The following is a 15,531-nucleotide window of genomic DNA, read 5'->3' as shown; positions in this document are numbered from 1 at the left end:
ACAACCTATCGGCTACATACTCCTTTGGACGGCGCATAAAAGGGCGCGCTGCAGATTTCATTTCTGCAACGCGCCCTACTCATTTATTTCTTTTTCTCATCCATGACCAGAACTTCTTTCAGATCGGAGCGTACCCTCAATGCGGCAATCAGGTCGGATTTCTCCGACGGGTCAGCCTCCGCCGGCAGAGCATACTCTTCGGTACAGGCAAAATCCCGTTCCAAACGTTTCTTCTGCTTGGCAAGCCAGGCACCGCCCTGTCCCTCAGGGTAGACCACCGCTACCCGCCGAGGGTGGGCCTTCATCTGATGGATCCACAGCGTAGACGGATCATGCTTGCGGAAAACCAACAAATAGACCAGCAGCACGATGGCAATGAGAGCAGTGGCAAAGCCAAACACCTGGGACACCCGAATAGGTGTGTTGAAGAAGTACAGGCTGTCGGTACGCAGGCCCTCGATAAAGCCCCGGCCCACGCCATACCAGGCAAAGTAGCTCAGGAAGATCTGGCCGTCAAACTTGCGCCATTTTTTGGCGATCAGAATGAGCAGGCCCAGCCCCACCAGATTCCACAGGGATTCATAGAGAAAGGTGGGATGGACCTCTACATACTGCCGCGCCCCGTCTACATACTGATAGATTCCCATCCGCCAGGGCAGATCGGTGGGCCCGCCGTAGGCCTCGATATTGACAAAATTGCCCCACCGTCCTACCATCTGGCCAATCAGCATCCCGAAGGAACCCAGATCAGCAAAAGCTAAGAATTTAATCTTCCGAACCTTGCAGAATACAAACAGGGTGATGACCGCGGCGATAACGCCGCCATAGATAGCCAGACCGCCATCCCAAATCCGCACCATGGCCCCAAAATCCAGGGAACCGTCCTCCCGGCGGTAAAGGTCCAGATAGAAAATGATGTAGTATAGCCGAGCCCCGATGATGGACAGGGGCACGGCAAAAAAGAGCATGTCAATGATATCATCCTGGCGGATACCAAACTGGGGCGCCTTTCTGGAACAGAATACCACCGCCAGCAAAAAGCCGGCGGCGATGATAATGCCGTACCAGTAGACAGGCCAGCTGCCCACATGAAAGGCGATCCGGTTTAGCTGAAACTCCAGTCCCAATCCAGGAAAAGAGACAGTCCCCATCATGCCTTTCCCTCCCCTGGGCGCACCACAGCCAGACCGCACCGCTGAGCGGTCACCCAGCGGCGAATCCCATCCTCCACGGTCTCCTTGGTAATGCCGTCAAACAGCTCAGGGAACCGGAAATAATCCACCCCGGCAAAGTGAGACTGGGCCATGGAGATGCAGGTAAACTCAAAGGAGTTGAGCCCCCGGACCTTGGCGCCATAGACACCCTTCTTCAGCCGCTGGAACAGATCGGGGTCAATTCCCTCCTGGGCCAGCCGCTCCCCTTCTGCAAGCACTGCGTCCCGCACGGCCCGAGGGTCCCGGCTCTCGCCGCCGGCCACCATGAGGGCGCAGCCGGGATAGAGTTCAAAGCCATAGCCGAAATTCTTGTTGATCAGCCCCTGGCTGTACAGCTTGGCGTACAGAGGGCTGGAGCTGCCCAGCAGGGCCTCACAGGCCAATTCCCCTGTCAGCTCCCGCTGCAGCCACGCTTCACCCCGCTGGGCTGGATCGCATTTGAAGCCCAGTTGGAAAATGGGGGTGGACACCTCCATGGTCAGTTCCTTCTCCCCACAAGCGGCGTTGGAGTCCTCTTCGCCGCCGTAGTCCCGGTCAATCTGAGGCAAGGACTCATTGGGCAGGATCTCCTTGGCGATGGCACATACCTGTTCGGGGTCTACATCCCCCGCCACGGTGAGCACCATATTGGCCGGGTTATAAAAGGCCTTGTGGCAGGAATAAAGTGTGCCGGCGGTGATCTTGGCGATGGACGCCTGGGTGCCGGCAATGGGGACCCGAATGGGGTGATGGTCGTACAGACACTCCATCAGGGCGTAAAAGACCTGGTTGTCCGGGTCATCCTCCACCATGCGGATCTCCTGGCCGATGATGCCCTGCTCCTTGTCCACGCTCTCCTCCGTAAAATAAGGAACAGACACAAAGGACAACAAAATTTTCAGGTTATCAAAAAACTTCTCGGTGCTCTCAAAGTAGTAACCCGTGAGGGCGGAACTGGTAAAGGCGTTGGGAGAGGCCCCGTTGGCCGCCAGATCCTGGAGCGCATTGCCATCCTTGGTGTCGAACATCTTGTGCTCGAGAAAATGGGCCACTCCCGCCGGCGTGTCCTTCCAACGTCCGTCCTGGTGGAAGCGCATATCCATACCGCCATAGTTGGTGGCAAAAAAGGCATAGCTCTTCTGGAAATTTCGGCGGCGGTCCACATAGATATGGAGCCCATTTTCTAAAATTTCATGAAATACGGTCTCCCCCAACCGGGGATACTGTTTGCTTACCATAGGTTCACTCCCTGCCTTTCAGGAAATATACCGTGTCCAGAGTCAAATCCTGGGCGGCCTCCACTACCTGGGCTCTGGTGACTGCCTCCACCCGTTCTGCCAGCTCATCCGGTCCCTCGGTCAGTCCGGCGGCTCCCTGTCCCAGCCAGTAATCCTCCAACCGGCTCTGGTTGTCCAGTGTGGTACGCAGCGTACTCACCACCGACCGGCGGGCCCACTCCAGCTCGTCATCGGAAAAGTCACCGGTCTGGCACTTGTAAAGCTGGGAGAGGATCTCCGCCTCCGCCTGTCCCACCTTGTCAAACTCCACACCGGAGGAAACCAGCATCACATCTTTATACTTCATCAAGCCGGAGCTGGCATAGTAGCACAGACTCAACTTTTCCCGCACGTTCATAAATAGTTTGGAGGTAGTGGTTCCGCCATAGATCGCGTTAATCAACGCCAGGGCGGGATACTGCTCATCCCATGCATCCGTGTTTGTGCGGAATCCCATAGACAGCTTGCCTTGGGTCACATCCAGGGCTTCCTCTACCCGGCGAGGCTGCTTGGGGGCCTTTTTCTTGGCGGGGCGGATCAACCCGGTCCGATTGCCATCCTTGGGCAGAACCGCCAGCAGAGGGCCAAACGCCGCCTGGACCCGGTCCGGGTCCGCTGAACCACAGTAATAGAGCTCCACCCGAGCCTCTCTCAGCAGATTCTGATAACCGTCCCACAAGGACTGGTGGGTGATAGCCTCAACCGCAGGCTCGCTGCCCAGCTTGTCCACGCCAAAGGGCTCTCCGGCGCACATCTCGGCTACTACCCGCATTTGAGCATACTGCTGCTTGTCATTGACCTGGGCCCGGATCTGGTCCGTGAGATTGGCCTTTTCCTGCTTGGTATACTCAGGGCAGAAAGTTCCGTTTTGCGTATAGGGATTGCCGATCAACTCCGCCAACAGCGCAACCGCCGGCTCCAGTATTTTTTCTTTCTCTAAGGTGTAGGCGTCATCCAGAAAGCTGCCTACAAAACCCACGCACTGGGTCTCCCCTTTTTTCCGTACCACAGGCTCCAGAGAGCCGCCGTACAACTCATCCAAAACGGCGGAAATGGACTCCAGGTCGGGATGCGACTGGGTGCCCCGGCGGAGCACCATGGGAATCAGTGCGTTGCAGGCGGCGGTCTCTGCCGTCAGCGGAGTGAGAAACCGGGCCCCCAATACACTGGATTTGAATTTTTTTGTCTGTACCGCCGTCAGCCAGACGCCGGGCTGCAATTCGATCCTTGTGACCTTCATGTGCTGCGATCCGTCCTTTCTTCCTTACGACCATAGCCTGCCACAGAAGGCAGGCTCTATACATACTTCCACCTACAGTCTGCTGCGGTCCCGCAGCCAGCTGGGCAGAGAGCGCATTTTAATACTGGATACGATACCCATGGCGGCATACATGGTAATAATAGAAGAGCCGCCATAGCTGATAAAGGGCAGGGTCAGGCCTACCACCGGGAACACATAGAGGCACATTCCCACATTGACCGCCACCTGGGCCAGCAGCATGCCGCCGTAGCCCATAGCAATCAGAGCACTCTGTGGCGAACAGGCCCGACGGGCCACCCAGACGCACCGCAGGATGATGGCCGCCAGCAACAGGAGCAGCAGCAAACAGCCGACCATACCGAATTCCTCCCCGCAGACGGCGAAGATTTCGTCGGTCTCACGAGCGGGCAGGTTGGATTTATAACTGCTTTGGGTCTGGATACCCTGAAGATAACCCATACCGGTGAGTCCGCCGCTGCCGATGGCCAGAATACTGCGGGTCTGCTGCCAGCCTTGGCCCAGGGTCTGGTCACCAATGGTATCAGGGTTACCTGTAATGTGGTCGATAACCACGGTAAAGCGTTTCATGAAGTACAGGTCCTTTACATGGGGCCAGATAAGCACCACACCCACCACGCACACCATCAGGGCCAGCAGGAACCAGCGCTTTTTTACTCCGGCGGACCAGGCCATAATGACAAAAATGGCCAGATAAGTCAGACCCATACCGAAGTCGCCTGAGGTGACCGCTACCACACCAAACATAAACAGGGTATGTCCAGCGATTTGGAACACCGAAGAAGGCTTGCTGATGCCTTTTTCCCGCAGGCGGCTTATCTGCCAGGCCAACAGCAGCACGAAGGTCAGCTTAGCGATCTCCGCCGGCTGAAGATTGACGGGAAAACCGGGAATGTGGAGCCAGCTGCGGTTGCCATTGACCTCGATACCTAGAGGTGTGCGCACCAAGGCATTGATGATTACGTTGAATGCCAGAAGCCACTTCCAGGATTTTTCCACAAACAGCTCAATATCCACCGAGGACATGAGCATATAGATTACAATACCCAGCAGAATAGCAACGGTCTGTACGATCATACAGCGCATCCCATCTGCCTCACCCAAGTAGCGGGTGGCGCTGAAAATAAGCACCAAGCCATATCCACTGGCCAGCAAACACAGGGTCAGCAGCACGCGGTCTCCCTGCTGCCAGAAGGAGCGGATGGAATCTCTCAGCCAGGACAATGGCTCACCTCCCTTTTCTGCCTGCAACTCTGCCGCAAGGCGCTGTGCAGGCACCGAATTAGTTTACCATCTTTTTTGCGTTTGGTAAACAGCTGTGATATAATCTTGTCAGAATCTTCACAATTGAAGAGGTGCTATATGGAAATTACAACCAATTCCCCTACTGAGACCGAAGCGGTCGGGGCGTCTTTGGCCGCCACGCTGGAACCAGGAAGCGTAATTGCTTTCACCGGAGATCTGGGGGCCGGTAAGACTGCCTTTACCCGTGGACTGGCCAAGGGACTGGGGATCGAGGAGCGAGTCACCAGCCCCACCTTTACCATCGTCAATGAGTATGAGGGAGGCCGACTGCCCCTGTTTCATTTTGATATGTACCGTCTGGGCTCGGCAGACGAACTCTTCGACATCGGCTGGGAGGACTATCTGGCCCGGGGGGGCGTGTGTGCTGTGGAGTGGAGCGAAAACATCGCCGATGCCTTGGAGGAAGATACCATTCGTGTAGATATCCGCCGGGGAGAACATGACGGCCAGCGTGTCATCACAATTACGGGAGGTGGTCAAGGATGAAGATCCTGGCTCTGGAGTCCTCTGCCGCCGCTTGCTCAGTGGCTTTGTGCGAGGATGAAACACTCATTGCCCAGTCTTATCAAAACAATGGTCTCACCCATTCCGTGACGCTCATGCCTATGACCACTTCCCTGCTGGCCGGGTGCGGTATCACCTTGGAGCAGGTGGATCTGATCGCCGTGGCGGCAGGTCCCGGCTCTTTTACCGGCTTGCGGATCGGTGTGGCCGCGGCCAAGGGCCTGGCCTGGCCTGGAAATCTTCCCTGTGCCGCCTGCTCCACCCTGGAGTCTATGGCCTGGAACTTGGCCCACACCGGGCTGGAGATCTGCGCCGTCATGGATGCCCGCCGGCATCAGGTATACAATGCCCGCTTTTCCAGTGACGGTCAGGGCCTGACACGGCTGTGCCCGGACCGGGCCATCTCTCTGGAGGAATTGGCCGCTGAATTAAAAATCAGTGGAAAAACACAATTACTGGTTGGAGACGGCGCTGTTTTATGCTATACTACCCTCAAAGAGCTGGGGCTGGACGTCCGTCTGGCGCCCCCCCACCTGCGGTTCCAGAGCGCGTGGGGTGTGGCCCGGTGCGGCCTGGAGCTGGCTCGGCAGGGCCTGCTCACTGATGCGTCAGGTCTGGCACCCAACTATCACCGGCTCTCCCAGGCTGAACGGGAGCGGCTGGCAAAAGAAGAAAGCAAAGGGGAATCACGCCATGGATATGGAAAAAGTACACATTCTTGATCATCCGCTTTTGCAGCACAAGCTCTCTATCCTTCGGGATGAGAACACCGGCGTCAAAGACTTCCGTCAGGTAGTCTCCGAGATCGCCACCCTCATGTGCTATGAAGCCACCCGGGATCTGCCCATGGAGGAGGTGGAGATCAAGACCCCCATCACCACCGGCAAGTTCAAGACCATCGCCGGTAAGAAGCTGGCCATTGTCCCCGTTCTGCGGGCTGGTCTGGGCATGGTGGACGGCATCCTGACCCTGATCCCCTCCGCCAAGGTGGGCCATATCGGCCTGTATCGGGACCCTGACACGCTGGAGCCGGTGGAATATTACTGCAAGATGCCTACCGACATTGCCGAGCGGGAGGTTATCATCCTGGATCCCATGCTGGCCACCGGCGGCTCCGCTTCCGCTGCGATCCAGTTCATCAAAAACTATGAGGTCAAGCACATTAAGCTGATGAACATCATCGCCGCTCCCGAGGGCATTGAGCGGGTCCATCACGATCATCCCGACGTGGACATCTACTGTGCCGCTCTGGACGAAAAGCTCAATGAGCACGGCTATATTGTCCCCGGTCTGGGCGATGCCGGAGACCGGATCTTCGGCACAAAGTAAATGGTTTTACAAAAAATGGTTCTCCTCCATTTTGGAAGAGAACCATTTTTATTTTACCGATTTTAACCGCAGAGGCTGTTCTCTAGGACTCTTTCATTTGTACCAGCCGCCAGCGCAGGCCGGAGTACCGCCTCTGCTGGCGATCGTTGGCAGTCATCCGGGCGACCACTTCCTCGTCACCCACCAGGATCAGCAGCTCTCTGGCTCGGGTGATAGCCGTATACAGCACACCTCGCGTCAGCAGCATGGGCGCTCCCTCGCTGACCGCCAAAATCACCGCACGGTACTCGCTGCCTTGGGCCTTATGGACAGTTATGGCATAGGCCGGTTCCAGTTCCACCAGCATATCGGGGGTATACTCCACTTCCCTGCCCTCAAAATCTACAGTGACAATCTGCTCCCGGTTGTCCACCCGAAGGATGGTGCCGATATCCCCATTGAAGATGCCCATACCGCTTTCGGCACCGTCCTTCCAAACCACGTCGTAGTTATTGCGCACCTGCATGACCCGGTCCCCCTGGCGGAACACATACTCCCCAAACCGCCGTTCCGGCTTGTCCGGACCGGCGGGGTTCACCGCCTCCTGGATGGCCCGGTTCAGGGAGGCGGTACCGGTCACCCGCTTGCGGGTTGGGGAGAGCACCTGGATCTGGTCGGCGGGGATTCCCATATTTTTGGGCAAACGGGTCTGGATCAGCTCCACAATGGTTTCCGCCGCTCTGGCTGGATCTTTTCGCCGGAGGAAGAAAAAGTCCTTCTTGTTGTCGCGCAGGTTGGGGACTTCTCCCCGATTCACCCCATGGGCGTTGCGGACAATGGCGCTCTCGGCGGCCTGTCGGAAGATCTCAGTGAGGCGCACCATGGGAATGGCTCCGCTGCGGATCAGATCGGAAAACAGATTGCCCGGCCCCACGCTGGGCAGCTGGTCCGGGTCCCCCACCAAAATCAGGCGGCAGTCCTCCCGGAGAGCGGACAGCAGTCCCTGCATCAGCACAATATCCACCATGGAGGTCTCGTCCACAATGACTGCGTCTGCCTTCAAAGGATCGCTCTCGTCGTGGGCAAAAATCAACCGGCCGGAACGGGGATCATATTGGGTCTCCAATAATCGGTGGATGGTGTACCCCTCCGCCCCGCACAGATCTCCAAGCCGCTTGGCAGCCCTGCCGGTTGGGGCAGCCAGAGCGGTCTCCAGTCCCAGCTGGTCAAAGAGAGCCAACACGCCCCGCAGTGAGGTGGTCTTGCCGGTGCCTGGACCGCCGGTAAGCAGCATCACCTGGCTGGTGGCCGCCAACGCCACCGCCTCCCGCTGCTGGGGCGCGTATACGATACCCTGGTCAGCCTGAATCTGGTCGATGAGGCTGTCCAGTCCATGGGGCAGGGTCAATTCTCCTCTGGACATCTCGCTCAGCCGCCAGGCCACATACTGCTCGGCCTCATACAGTCCATGGAGGTATACCGCCTCCTCACCGGCTACCAACTCCTGAACGGCCTCCCCCCGCTCCAGCAGGGTTTCCAGTGCGTCCTCCAGCACCTCCCCTTCCACACCAATAAGCTGGGAAGTGGCAGCCAATAGCTTACGATGGGGCAGAAAGGCGTGGCCATTGTTCAGATTGTAGGTCAGCTCAAAAAGCAGAGCCGCCTCCACCCGCTGGGGATCATCCCCTTCCATGCCCATGGACAGGGCCAGCTGATCGGCGGTTGAGAAATCTACTCCCAGTTCTTCATCCACCATTAAATAGGGGTTGCCCCGTATGACCTCCAGGGCCCGGTCCCCATACCTGCGGTACAGCGGCATGGCCAGCTGGAGAGGTACCTCATGCTCTCCCAAAAAGGACAACAGCCGCCGCATCCCCATTTGAAGCCGGAACTGTTCCCCGATCGTCAAGGCCCGCTTACGGGTGATCCCTTTGATTTTGGTAAGCTGCTCCGGATGCTCCTCCAGTACCGTCAGGGCATCCTCCCCAAATTCCTCAATCATCCGCCGGGCAGTGGCGGCGCCGATTCCACGCACCGCTCCAGAGGCCAGATAATCATAAATAGCCTTGGTTCCCGCAGGCAGACGCCGTTCTACCGCCTCCGCCTTGAACTGCTCCCCATAGGAGGTGTGGCGGGTCCAGCTGCCCTGGACCGAGATGCCTTCTCCGGGAGCCACCCCAGGCATACAGCCCACCACGGTCACCAGTGCTCCGTCTCCCACGTCAAGACGAAGCACCGTGTAGCCGTTCTCCTCATTCTGGTAGATCACGGCTGACACGGTGCCCTGCATATAATCCTGTTCCGCCTCCTGCATGGCTGCCCCTCCTCTTCCTGTCAGGGATATGATACCATCTATCAGCGGATTTGTCGAACTTTATTTCTCTCTGATATACTCGCCCAGCCGGTCAATTGGACAGACTACCACACCGGTGGCGTCAGTGAGCAGTGCGGCGGCCACCGCCCGTCCAGCGGGATTCAGACCGTCATCTGCAATAACAATGGTAAACCGGCTGTTTCGTTTGCCGCGCAGCCACAAAAGACTTTTTACATTCTGTTCCAGATAAGTACCGTCTCCCGCCGCTGGTACCACGGCATAAACCGGTCCGCCCCAGTCCGCCGGAGCTGCCAGCCTGTCAAACGCCGTCCAGCCTAAAGCCAGCAGGCCGATTGCCGCCAGCACAGTCAGCACCACCTGTAAAATCCCGTCCAAATTCCTTCACCTCCGGCCCATTCTATGCGCCCAGAAGTGAAATGGTCTCAGCCGCCGATGGTAGATACCACAATACCGGTGGCAAAGGTCATGATAAGACCGGCGGTGACCACACCCAGGAAAATAGAGGGCAGAGCCTTCCGCAGAGGCATGTTAAGAAAGGCGGCGGCCAGCGCGCCGGTCCAGGCGCCGGTACCCGGCAGAGGGATGGCCACAAAAAGCCACAGACCAATGTATTTGTACTTGGTCACCTTCTGTCCCTTCAGATGGGCTTTTTTCTCCAGCTTATCCACCAAGGTGTTAAGCTTAGGGGATTTGCGGCGCATCCACAGAAAGATCCGCCGAATATAGACGATGATAAAGGGGATGGGCAGCATATTACCAATGATGGCGGCAACCAAAGCCGCTCCCGGAGCAAGCCCCAGAGCGGTACCGAAGGGCACCCCGCCCCGCAGCTCGATAATCGGCACCATAGACACCAACATGGTAAAAAACAGCTCGCCCAGATCATTGGACGTAAGCCACTCTAACAGTTCCACTCAAAAACACCTCGCAGATTTTGTTTTTGTATTGTATCACACAGACTGGAAAAAGACCAATTAAAATTTCATAAAATAGCTTTTTTCTTAGACGGAACAAGCCCTTGTTCCGTTCCGTGATAAGTGATATAATATTTTGACTATTTTGGGAAGTGAGGTTTTTTGACATGACCTACAAGGAAGAATTTATTACTTTCATGGTGCGCTCCGGCGTGCTGACCTTCGGAGATTTCACCACCAAGTCCGGCCGCAAGACTCCCTACTTTATCAATACCGGCAATTATAAGACCGGCGCCCAGGCCGCTAAGCTGGGAGACTACTATGCCGCCTGTATCCAGGAAAATCTGCCTGATGGAGTCACCTGCCTCTTTGGGCCGGCCTACAAGGGTATCCCTCTGGCCGTCACTGCCGCCGCCTCCCTATACCGCAACTACGACCGGGACCTGCCCTACTGCTTCAACCGCAAGGAGGCCAAGGACCACGGCGAGGGTGGCTCCATGGTGGGCTACAAGCCCCAGGATGGAGACGATGTGGTCATCGTGGAGGATGTAGTCACCGCTGGTACTGCCGTTCGGGAGACCATTGAGCTGTTCAAGCATGTGGCCAATGTCAATATGAAGGCCCTCATTGTGTCGGTGGACCGGATGGAGCGCGGCACCCGGGACTGCTCCACTTTGGATGAGCTGCGGGAGGACTATGGCATTTCTGTCTACCCCATCGTCACTGTCAAGGAGATCATCGCCTTCCTTCATAATAAGGAAATCGACGGTAAAGTGTATATCGACGATGAGATGAAGGGCAAAATGGAGGCTTATCTGAAGGAGTACGGCGCTCGGTAAGCTGATCAGATACCTTATATTTGTGTAAAAGAGAGGAGAGAGTCCGGCTATGGGTACTCACGACGGTCACCGCCAGCGTCTGAAAACCGAATTTCTGGCCCGGCCGGACTCCTTCCCCGACCACAAGCTATTGGAGCTGCTCCTCTTCTATGCCAACCCACGCAGTGATACAAATCCCCTGGCCCATGAGCTATTGGAACGGTTTGGCTCTCTGGCCGGGGTGCTGGACGCCTCACCGGAAGAACTGCAAAAGGTCAAGGGTGTGGGTGAGCACGCTGCCGTTCTCTTTAAAGCGGCCAAAGAGCTGTCCGGCCGCTATCTGACCGTCCGCACTCAGATGGACGACATTGCCCGTAATTCCAGGGACTACTTCAGTCAGCTCCGGTATTATTTTTTCGGCGCTCAGAGAGAACTGCTCTACCTGCTGTGCATGGACGGCAAGCACAAGGTGCTGGGCATCCGCAAGCTGGGTGAGGGCAATGTGAATTCCGTCAATATCACCCCCCGCCTGTTGGCGGAAGCCGCCCTCTCCCTCAACGCTGCTGCTGTGGTACTGGCACACAACCACGTTTCCGGTATTGCCCTTCCCTCTGACGAAGACATTGCCACCACAGAAAGTTTGGCCCCTTTTCTGGCCAAACTGGGGATAGAGCTGGTGGACCATGTGATTTTTGTGGATGACGACATGGTCTCTCTTCGGGACAGCGGCTTTTACAAACCATAGAACATTCTTTCGCATTTTTAGTTGCAATAGAACTTACGTTCTGATAGAATGGATGTACGAGGTGATGGTATGCCGAAATTTGAAGTGGTCAGCGAATACTCCCCTGCCGGCGATCAGCCAGAGGCCATTGCATCTCTGGCGACGGGCATCGAAAACGGCCTGGATGAGCAGACGCTGCTGGGGGTCACCGGCTCGGGCAAGACCTTCACCATGGCCAAGGTCATTGAGGCGGTCCAGCGTCCCACTTTAGTACTGGCCCACAACAAGACCCTGGCGGCCCAGCTGTGCGCTGAGTTCAAGGAGTTCTTCCCCCACAACGCGGTGGAATATTTTGTCTCCTACTACGATTACTATCAGCCGGAGGCCTATATCCCCCATACTGACACCTTTATTGAAAAGGACTCGGCGGTGAATGAGGAGATCGACCGGCTGCGGTTAGCTGCCACTGCCTCCCTGATGGAACGTCGGGATGTGATCGTGGTATCCTCAGTGTCCTGCATCTATGGTCTGGGCGAACCGGAGGATTTTGCCAAGATGATGGTCTCTCTCCGGGTTGGAGCCACCATGGAACGGGATGAGCTGCTGAAAAAGCTGGTAGCCATTCGCTATGAGCGCAACGACATTGCCTTTGAACGCAATATGTTTCGAGTACGTGGGGATACGGTGGAGATCTTCCCCGCCTATTGGAAGGATTCCGCCATCCGGGTAGAGTTTTTTGGGGACGAAATCGACCGCATTTCTGAGATCAATGTGGTCACAGGCGCTCCCATCCGTCGGCTGAATACCATCCCCGTGTGGCCTGCCACCCACTATGTTACCCCCAAGGAAAAAATGGACGCCGCCATCCAGGAAATCTACAAAGAGCTGGAGGAGCGGGTAGCCTATTTTGAGCGGGAAGGCAAGCTCATTGAGGCCCAGCGCATCAAACAGCGCACCATGTACGACGTAGAGATGATGCAGGAGCTGGGCTATTGCACCGGCATTGAAAACTACAGCCGGGTCATTGAGGGCCGCCCTGCCGGGTCTCCTCCTCACACCCTGCTGGACTATTTCCCCAAAGATTTCGTCCTTTTCATTGATGAGAGCCACGTCACCCTACCCCAAGTCCGGGCCATGTATAACGGCGACCGGGCCCGCAAGACCTCTCTGGTGGACTACGGCTTCCGTCTCCCCTGCGCCTTTGATAACCGCCCCCTGAAGTTTGAGGAGTTCCAGAAACGGCTCAACCAGGTGGTATACGTCTCCGCTACCCCCGGCGAGTACGAGCGGGAGCGCTCCGGTCAAATCGTGGAGCAGGTCATCCGCCCCACCGGCCTGCTGGACCCCAAAATTGAGGTGCGCCCAGTAGAGGGTCAGATTGACGATCTCATTGGCGAGATCAATGACCGTACTGCCCGAAAGGAGCGGGTGCTGGTCACCACCCTCACCAAGAAGATGGCGGAAGACTTGACTGCCTATCTCACCAATGCCGGAATCAAGGTGCGGTATATGCACCATGATATCGACACCATCGAGCGGATGGAGATCATCCGGGATCTGCGGCTGGGTACCTTCGATGTGTTGGTGGGCATCAATCTGCTGCGGGAGGGTCTGGACCTGCCGGAAGTCAGTCTGGTGGCTATTCTGGACGCCGATAAGGAGGGCTTCCTGCGCTCGGAAACCTCTCTGATCCAAACCATCGGTCGGGCGGCCCGGAACGCCGACGGTCTGGTGGTCATGTACGCTGATACCATTACTCCCTCCATGCGCCGGGCCATTGATGAGACCGAGCGGAGGCGGACCAAGCAGGACGCCTTCAACAAAGAACATGGCATCGTGCCCAAGACCGTCATCAAATCAGTACGGGATGTCATTGATCTGTCGGAGGGCAAAGAGGAGCTGACCCATTCCAAGAAAGCTCTGTCCAAAAAGGAGAAGGAGGCCGCCATCGCCAAGCTGGAGAAAGAAATGCGGGAGGCCAGCAAGCGGTTGGAGTTTGAATATGCTGCCGTCTTGCGTGACCGTATTATCGAACTGCGGGGCCGGGGGTGACCTCCTACAAGGAGGGTTGCTGTTATGTATGACCGCCTGAAGAAAGTTCTGCCCATTCTATTGATCGTGATAGTGGTGGTATTTTCTGTCCTCTACTTCTTCATTGGCCGCCAGTACGGCGTGGAGTACGCAGACGCCCTCTACTTCCCCAATTTGGAGGGTGACACTACGGTATATTCTGCCACGGTGAAAGGAACGCACGCTTCCTTCACCGTGGAAAAGGATACCGTCACCTACCGCTGGGGGGACACGGTCTACGGCCCCTATACCATCCAAGAGGACCCCACCGCCGCTCCCGGTGGAGAGTGGTATGATCTGGATCTTACCGGTGTGGAAATCAGGGAGGGAGACACCGTGCTCTTTCGTGGGGGATATACTTCCGATTTGCTTGTGTTGATTCGGGAAGACGGCAAGCTTGATTCCAGTACCTCCTATGCTACCTATTCGGTCAACGGGGTTTACCATGACGCAAACGGCAATGTGGTGGACCCCCACCAGCCTAGTCTAAGGTCCCTCCTCTGCTTCTCCCACCTGCCTGAAGCGGATGCCCGCCGGGGCCACCCCCTGATGTGGTTTCTGGGTCTTTTCCTATCCGGAGTCACTATCCTGCTGATTCGGTTCGACGACACCCTGTTCCGCCTTCACCTGTTCTTCCGGGTCAGGCATCCGGAGGACGCCGAGCCCTCCGACTGGGAGCTGGTTTCCCGTGTCTTGGGCTGGATTGGGCTGACCGCCGTTTCCTTCGGCGTTTTTATGGCCGGATTGATCCTGATCTATCCATAACGATTATAAAGCGAGGTTTTTGTCATGAATTACGTCACTCTGGGCAAAACTGGTCTTAAGGCCGCTGTGGTCTCCTTTGGCGGCATTCCCATCCAGCGCTCCGATGCCGCCAACACCCGCGCTGTCGTGGACAAGCTGGAGCAGTACGGCATGAACTACATCGATACCGCCCGGGGTTACACGGTGTCCGAGGAATATCTGGGCGCTGCCCTGGAGGGCCGCCGGGAAAAGTTCATTTTGGCCACCAAAAGCATGGCCCGGGACAAGGAATCTATGGCCAAGGATATCGACATCAGCCTGAAACATCTGCGCACTGACCATATCGACGTCTACCAGATCCACAACCTGCCGGAAAAGGAGATCGACAAGGTGTTCGGCGAGGGTGGAGCCTGGCAGGCTCTGGAGGAGGCCAAAGCCGCCGGTAAGATTGGTCATCTTGGAGTCACCGCCCACAACATCGACGCACTGAAAAAAATGCTGGAGCTCCATGGGGATCAGATCGAAACCATTATGTTCCCCTACAATATTGTGGAGACCCAGGGCCACGAGGTTCTGAAGCAGGCCAGAGAGATGGGCATCGGCACCATCGCCATGAAGCCCATGGCCGGCGGCAATCTGGACGACTGGAAGCTGGCCCTGCGGTTTATCGCCGCCTCCGGGGTAATCGATATCGCCATCCCTGGTATGGGTTCCCCCGAGGAGGCCGACCGCAATGCCGAGGCTGCTGAGCACTTCTCACCTCTTACCCAGGAGGAGCTGGAGCAGTGTGATCGCATCCGTAAGGAGTTGGGCAACCAGTTCTGCCGCCGGTGTAACTATTGCGCCCCCTGTCCTAATGGTATCAGCATCCCCAATTGTTTCCTGATGGCCAACTATGCCCGCAAGTACGGCCTGGCCGACTGGGCCAAGGCCCGGTATGATGCCATGCAGTACCACGCAGGCTCCTGCGTCCAGTGCGGCGCCTGTGAGAGACGCTGCCCCTACAACCTGCCCATCCGGGATATGCTGGAGGACGTAGCAAAGCTGTTCGGCTATTGAT

Annotated in this window: 15 protein-coding genes; 8 read left to right on the top strand and 7 right to left on the bottom strand. The window is 56.8% G+C overall.

Going from position 1 to position 15,531, the window contains the following annotated elements:
- Window positions 1–83: 83 nt before the first annotated feature.
- The 4 genes from lgt to Q0J75_RS01720 form a co-directional block, all read right to left on the bottom strand.
- A complete protein-coding gene (lgt, locus tag Q0J75_RS01735) occupies window positions 84–1,154 on the bottom strand; it encodes a prolipoprotein diacylglyceryl transferase (RefSeq protein ID WP_297196140.1) in 1,071 nt (356 codons plus the stop codon).
- The gene (locus Q0J75_RS01730; protein ID WP_297196138.1) at window positions 1,151–2,431 is read right to left on the bottom strand and encodes an EF-P 5-aminopentanol modification-associated protein YfmH; all 1,281 of its coding nucleotides are present in this window, start codon (window positions 2,429–2,431) and stop codon (window positions 1,151–1,153) included. The genes lgt and Q0J75_RS01730 overlap by 4 nt, the downstream gene beginning before the upstream one ends.
- Window positions 2,432–2,435: 4 nt before the next feature.
- Window positions 2,436–3,710: an EF-P 5-aminopentanol modification-associated protein YfmF gene (locus tag Q0J75_RS01725; RefSeq protein ID WP_297196137.1), complete on the bottom strand. Its 1,275-nt coding sequence runs from the start codon at window positions 3,708–3,710 to the stop codon at window positions 2,436–2,438.
- A 72-nt stretch (window positions 3,711–3,782) separates the two neighbouring features.
- On the bottom strand, window positions 3,783–4,973 hold the full coding sequence (locus Q0J75_RS01720) for an FtsW/RodA/SpoVE family cell cycle protein (RefSeq protein WP_297196134.1): 1,191 nt from the start codon (window positions 4,971–4,973) through the stop codon (window positions 3,783–3,785).
- Window positions 4,974–5,111: 138 nt separating this feature from the next.
- Between Q0J75_RS01720 and tsaE the strand changes: the two genes are divergently transcribed.
- The 3 genes from tsaE to upp are packed head-to-tail and all read left to right on the top strand — an operon-like array spanning window position 5,112 to window position 6,887.
- Window positions 5,112–5,540, top strand: a complete 429-nt coding sequence (tsaE, locus tag Q0J75_RS01715; protein WP_297196132.1) for a tRNA (adenosine(37)-N6)-threonylcarbamoyltransferase complex ATPase subunit type 1 TsaE — start codon at window positions 5,112–5,114, stop codon at window positions 5,538–5,540.
- Window positions 5,537–6,280 carry a tRNA (adenosine(37)-N6)-threonylcarbamoyltransferase complex dimerization subunit type 1 TsaB gene (tsaB, locus tag Q0J75_RS01710; protein ID WP_297196130.1) on the top strand — a complete coding sequence of 248 codons (744 nt, stop codon included), beginning with the start codon at window positions 5,537–5,539 and terminating at the stop codon, window positions 6,278–6,280. Before tsaE ends, tsaB begins: the two co-directional genes overlap by 4 nt.
- Entirely contained in the window at window positions 6,258–6,887 is a 630-nt protein-coding gene (gene upp / locus Q0J75_RS01705; RefSeq protein ID WP_297196152.1) for a uracil phosphoribosyltransferase, read from the top strand. The genes tsaB and upp overlap by 23 nt, the downstream gene beginning before the upstream one ends.
- An 82-nt stretch (window positions 6,888–6,969) precedes the next feature.
- On the opposite strand, the gene Q0J75_RS01700 is transcribed toward upp, so the two are convergent.
- The 3 genes from Q0J75_RS01700 to Q0J75_RS01690 are packed head-to-tail and all read right to left on the bottom strand — an operon-like array spanning window position 6,970 to window position 10,115.
- Window positions 6,970–9,180, bottom strand: coding sequence for an SF1B family DNA helicase RecD2 (locus Q0J75_RS01700; protein ID WP_297196128.1), 2,211 nt, complete (start codon window positions 9,178–9,180; stop codon window positions 6,970–6,972).
- A gap of 60 nt (window positions 9,181–9,240) precedes the next feature.
- Window positions 9,241–9,576, bottom strand: a complete 336-nt coding sequence (locus Q0J75_RS01695) for a hypothetical protein (protein ID WP_297196125.1) — start codon at window positions 9,574–9,576, stop codon at window positions 9,241–9,243.
- A gap of 47 nt (window positions 9,577–9,623) precedes the next feature.
- The gene (locus Q0J75_RS01690; protein WP_297196123.1) at window positions 9,624–10,115 is read right to left on the bottom strand and encodes a COG2426 family protein; all 492 of its coding nucleotides are present in this window, start codon (window positions 10,113–10,115) and stop codon (window positions 9,624–9,626) included.
- 167 nt (window positions 10,116–10,282) lie between these two features.
- Between Q0J75_RS01690 and pyrE the strand changes: the two genes are divergently transcribed.
- The 5 genes from pyrE (at window position 10,283) to Q0J75_RS01665 (ending at window position 15,530) form a co-directional block, all read left to right on the top strand.
- Entirely contained in the window at window positions 10,283–10,954 is a 672-nt protein-coding gene (gene pyrE, locus Q0J75_RS01685) for an orotate phosphoribosyltransferase (protein WP_297196121.1), read from the top strand.
- Window positions 10,955–11,003: 49 nt separating this feature from the next.
- Window positions 11,004–11,678: a JAB domain-containing protein gene (gene radC, locus Q0J75_RS01680; RefSeq protein ID WP_297196119.1), complete on the top strand. Its 675-nt coding sequence runs from the start codon at window positions 11,004–11,006 to the stop codon at window positions 11,676–11,678.
- A 69-nt stretch (window positions 11,679–11,747) separates the two neighbouring features.
- Window positions 11,748–13,709 (top strand): excinuclease ABC subunit UvrB, encoded by a 1,962-nt coding sequence (gene uvrB / locus Q0J75_RS01675; protein WP_297196116.1) that lies wholly within the window; start codon window positions 11,748–11,750, stop codon window positions 13,707–13,709.
- A 24-nt stretch (window positions 13,710–13,733) separates the two neighbouring features.
- Window positions 13,734–14,492 (top strand): hypothetical protein, encoded by a 759-nt coding sequence (locus Q0J75_RS01670; protein WP_297196113.1) that lies wholly within the window; start codon window positions 13,734–13,736, stop codon window positions 14,490–14,492.
- Window positions 14,493–14,516: 24 nt separating this feature from the next.
- A complete protein-coding gene (locus tag Q0J75_RS01665) occupies window positions 14,517–15,530 on the top strand; it encodes an aldo/keto reductase (RefSeq protein WP_297196111.1) in 1,014 nt (337 codons plus the stop codon).
- The last annotated feature ends 1 nt before the right edge of the window (window position 15,531 follow it).

The organism is uncultured Flavonifractor sp. (genome assembly GCF_944385615.1).
Lineage (GTDB): Bacteria > Bacillota > Clostridia > Oscillospirales > Oscillospiraceae > Flavonifractor.
The sequence above is the reverse complement of the archived record's forward strand: the minus strand, read 5'-3'. Positions and strand labels throughout refer to the sequence as shown.

Coding starts and splice junctions, on each gene's coding strand:
- Q0J75_RS01665 (WP_297196111.1), top strand. CDS start 14,517: ATGAATTACGTCACTCTGGGCAAAACTGGTCTTAAGGCCGCTGTGGTC.
- tsaB (WP_297196130.1), top strand. CDS start 5,537: ATGAAGATCCTGGCTCTGGAGTCCTCTGCCGCCGCTTGCTCAGTGGCT.
- pyrE (WP_297196121.1), top strand. CDS start 10,283: ATGACCTACAAGGAAGAATTTATTACTTTCATGGTGCGCTCCGGCGTG.
- Q0J75_RS01730 (WP_297196138.1), bottom strand. CDS start 2,431: ATGGTAAGCAAACAGTATCCCCGGTTGGGGGAGACCGTATTTCATGAA.
- lgt (WP_297196140.1), bottom strand. CDS start 1,154: ATGATGGGGACTGTCTCTTTTCCTGGATTGGGACTGGAGTTTCAGCTA.
- Q0J75_RS01725 (WP_297196137.1), bottom strand. CDS start 3,710: ATGAAGGTCACAAGGATCGAATTGCAGCCCGGCGTCTGGCTGACGGCG.
- tsaE (WP_297196132.1), top strand. CDS start 5,112: ATGGAAATTACAACCAATTCCCCTACTGAGACCGAAGCGGTCGGGGCG.
- radC (WP_297196119.1), top strand. CDS start 11,004: ATGGGTACTCACGACGGTCACCGCCAGCGTCTGAAAACCGAATTTCTG.
- upp (WP_297196152.1), top strand. CDS start 6,258: ATGGAAAAAGTACACATTCTTGATCATCCGCTTTTGCAGCACAAGCTC.
- uvrB (WP_297196116.1), top strand. CDS start 11,748: ATGCCGAAATTTGAAGTGGTCAGCGAATACTCCCCTGCCGGCGATCAG.
- Q0J75_RS01670 (WP_297196113.1), top strand. CDS start 13,734: ATGTATGACCGCCTGAAGAAAGTTCTGCCCATTCTATTGATCGTGATA.
- Q0J75_RS01700 (WP_297196128.1), bottom strand. CDS start 9,180: ATGCAGGAGGCGGAACAGGATTATATGCAGGGCACCGTGTCAGCCGTG.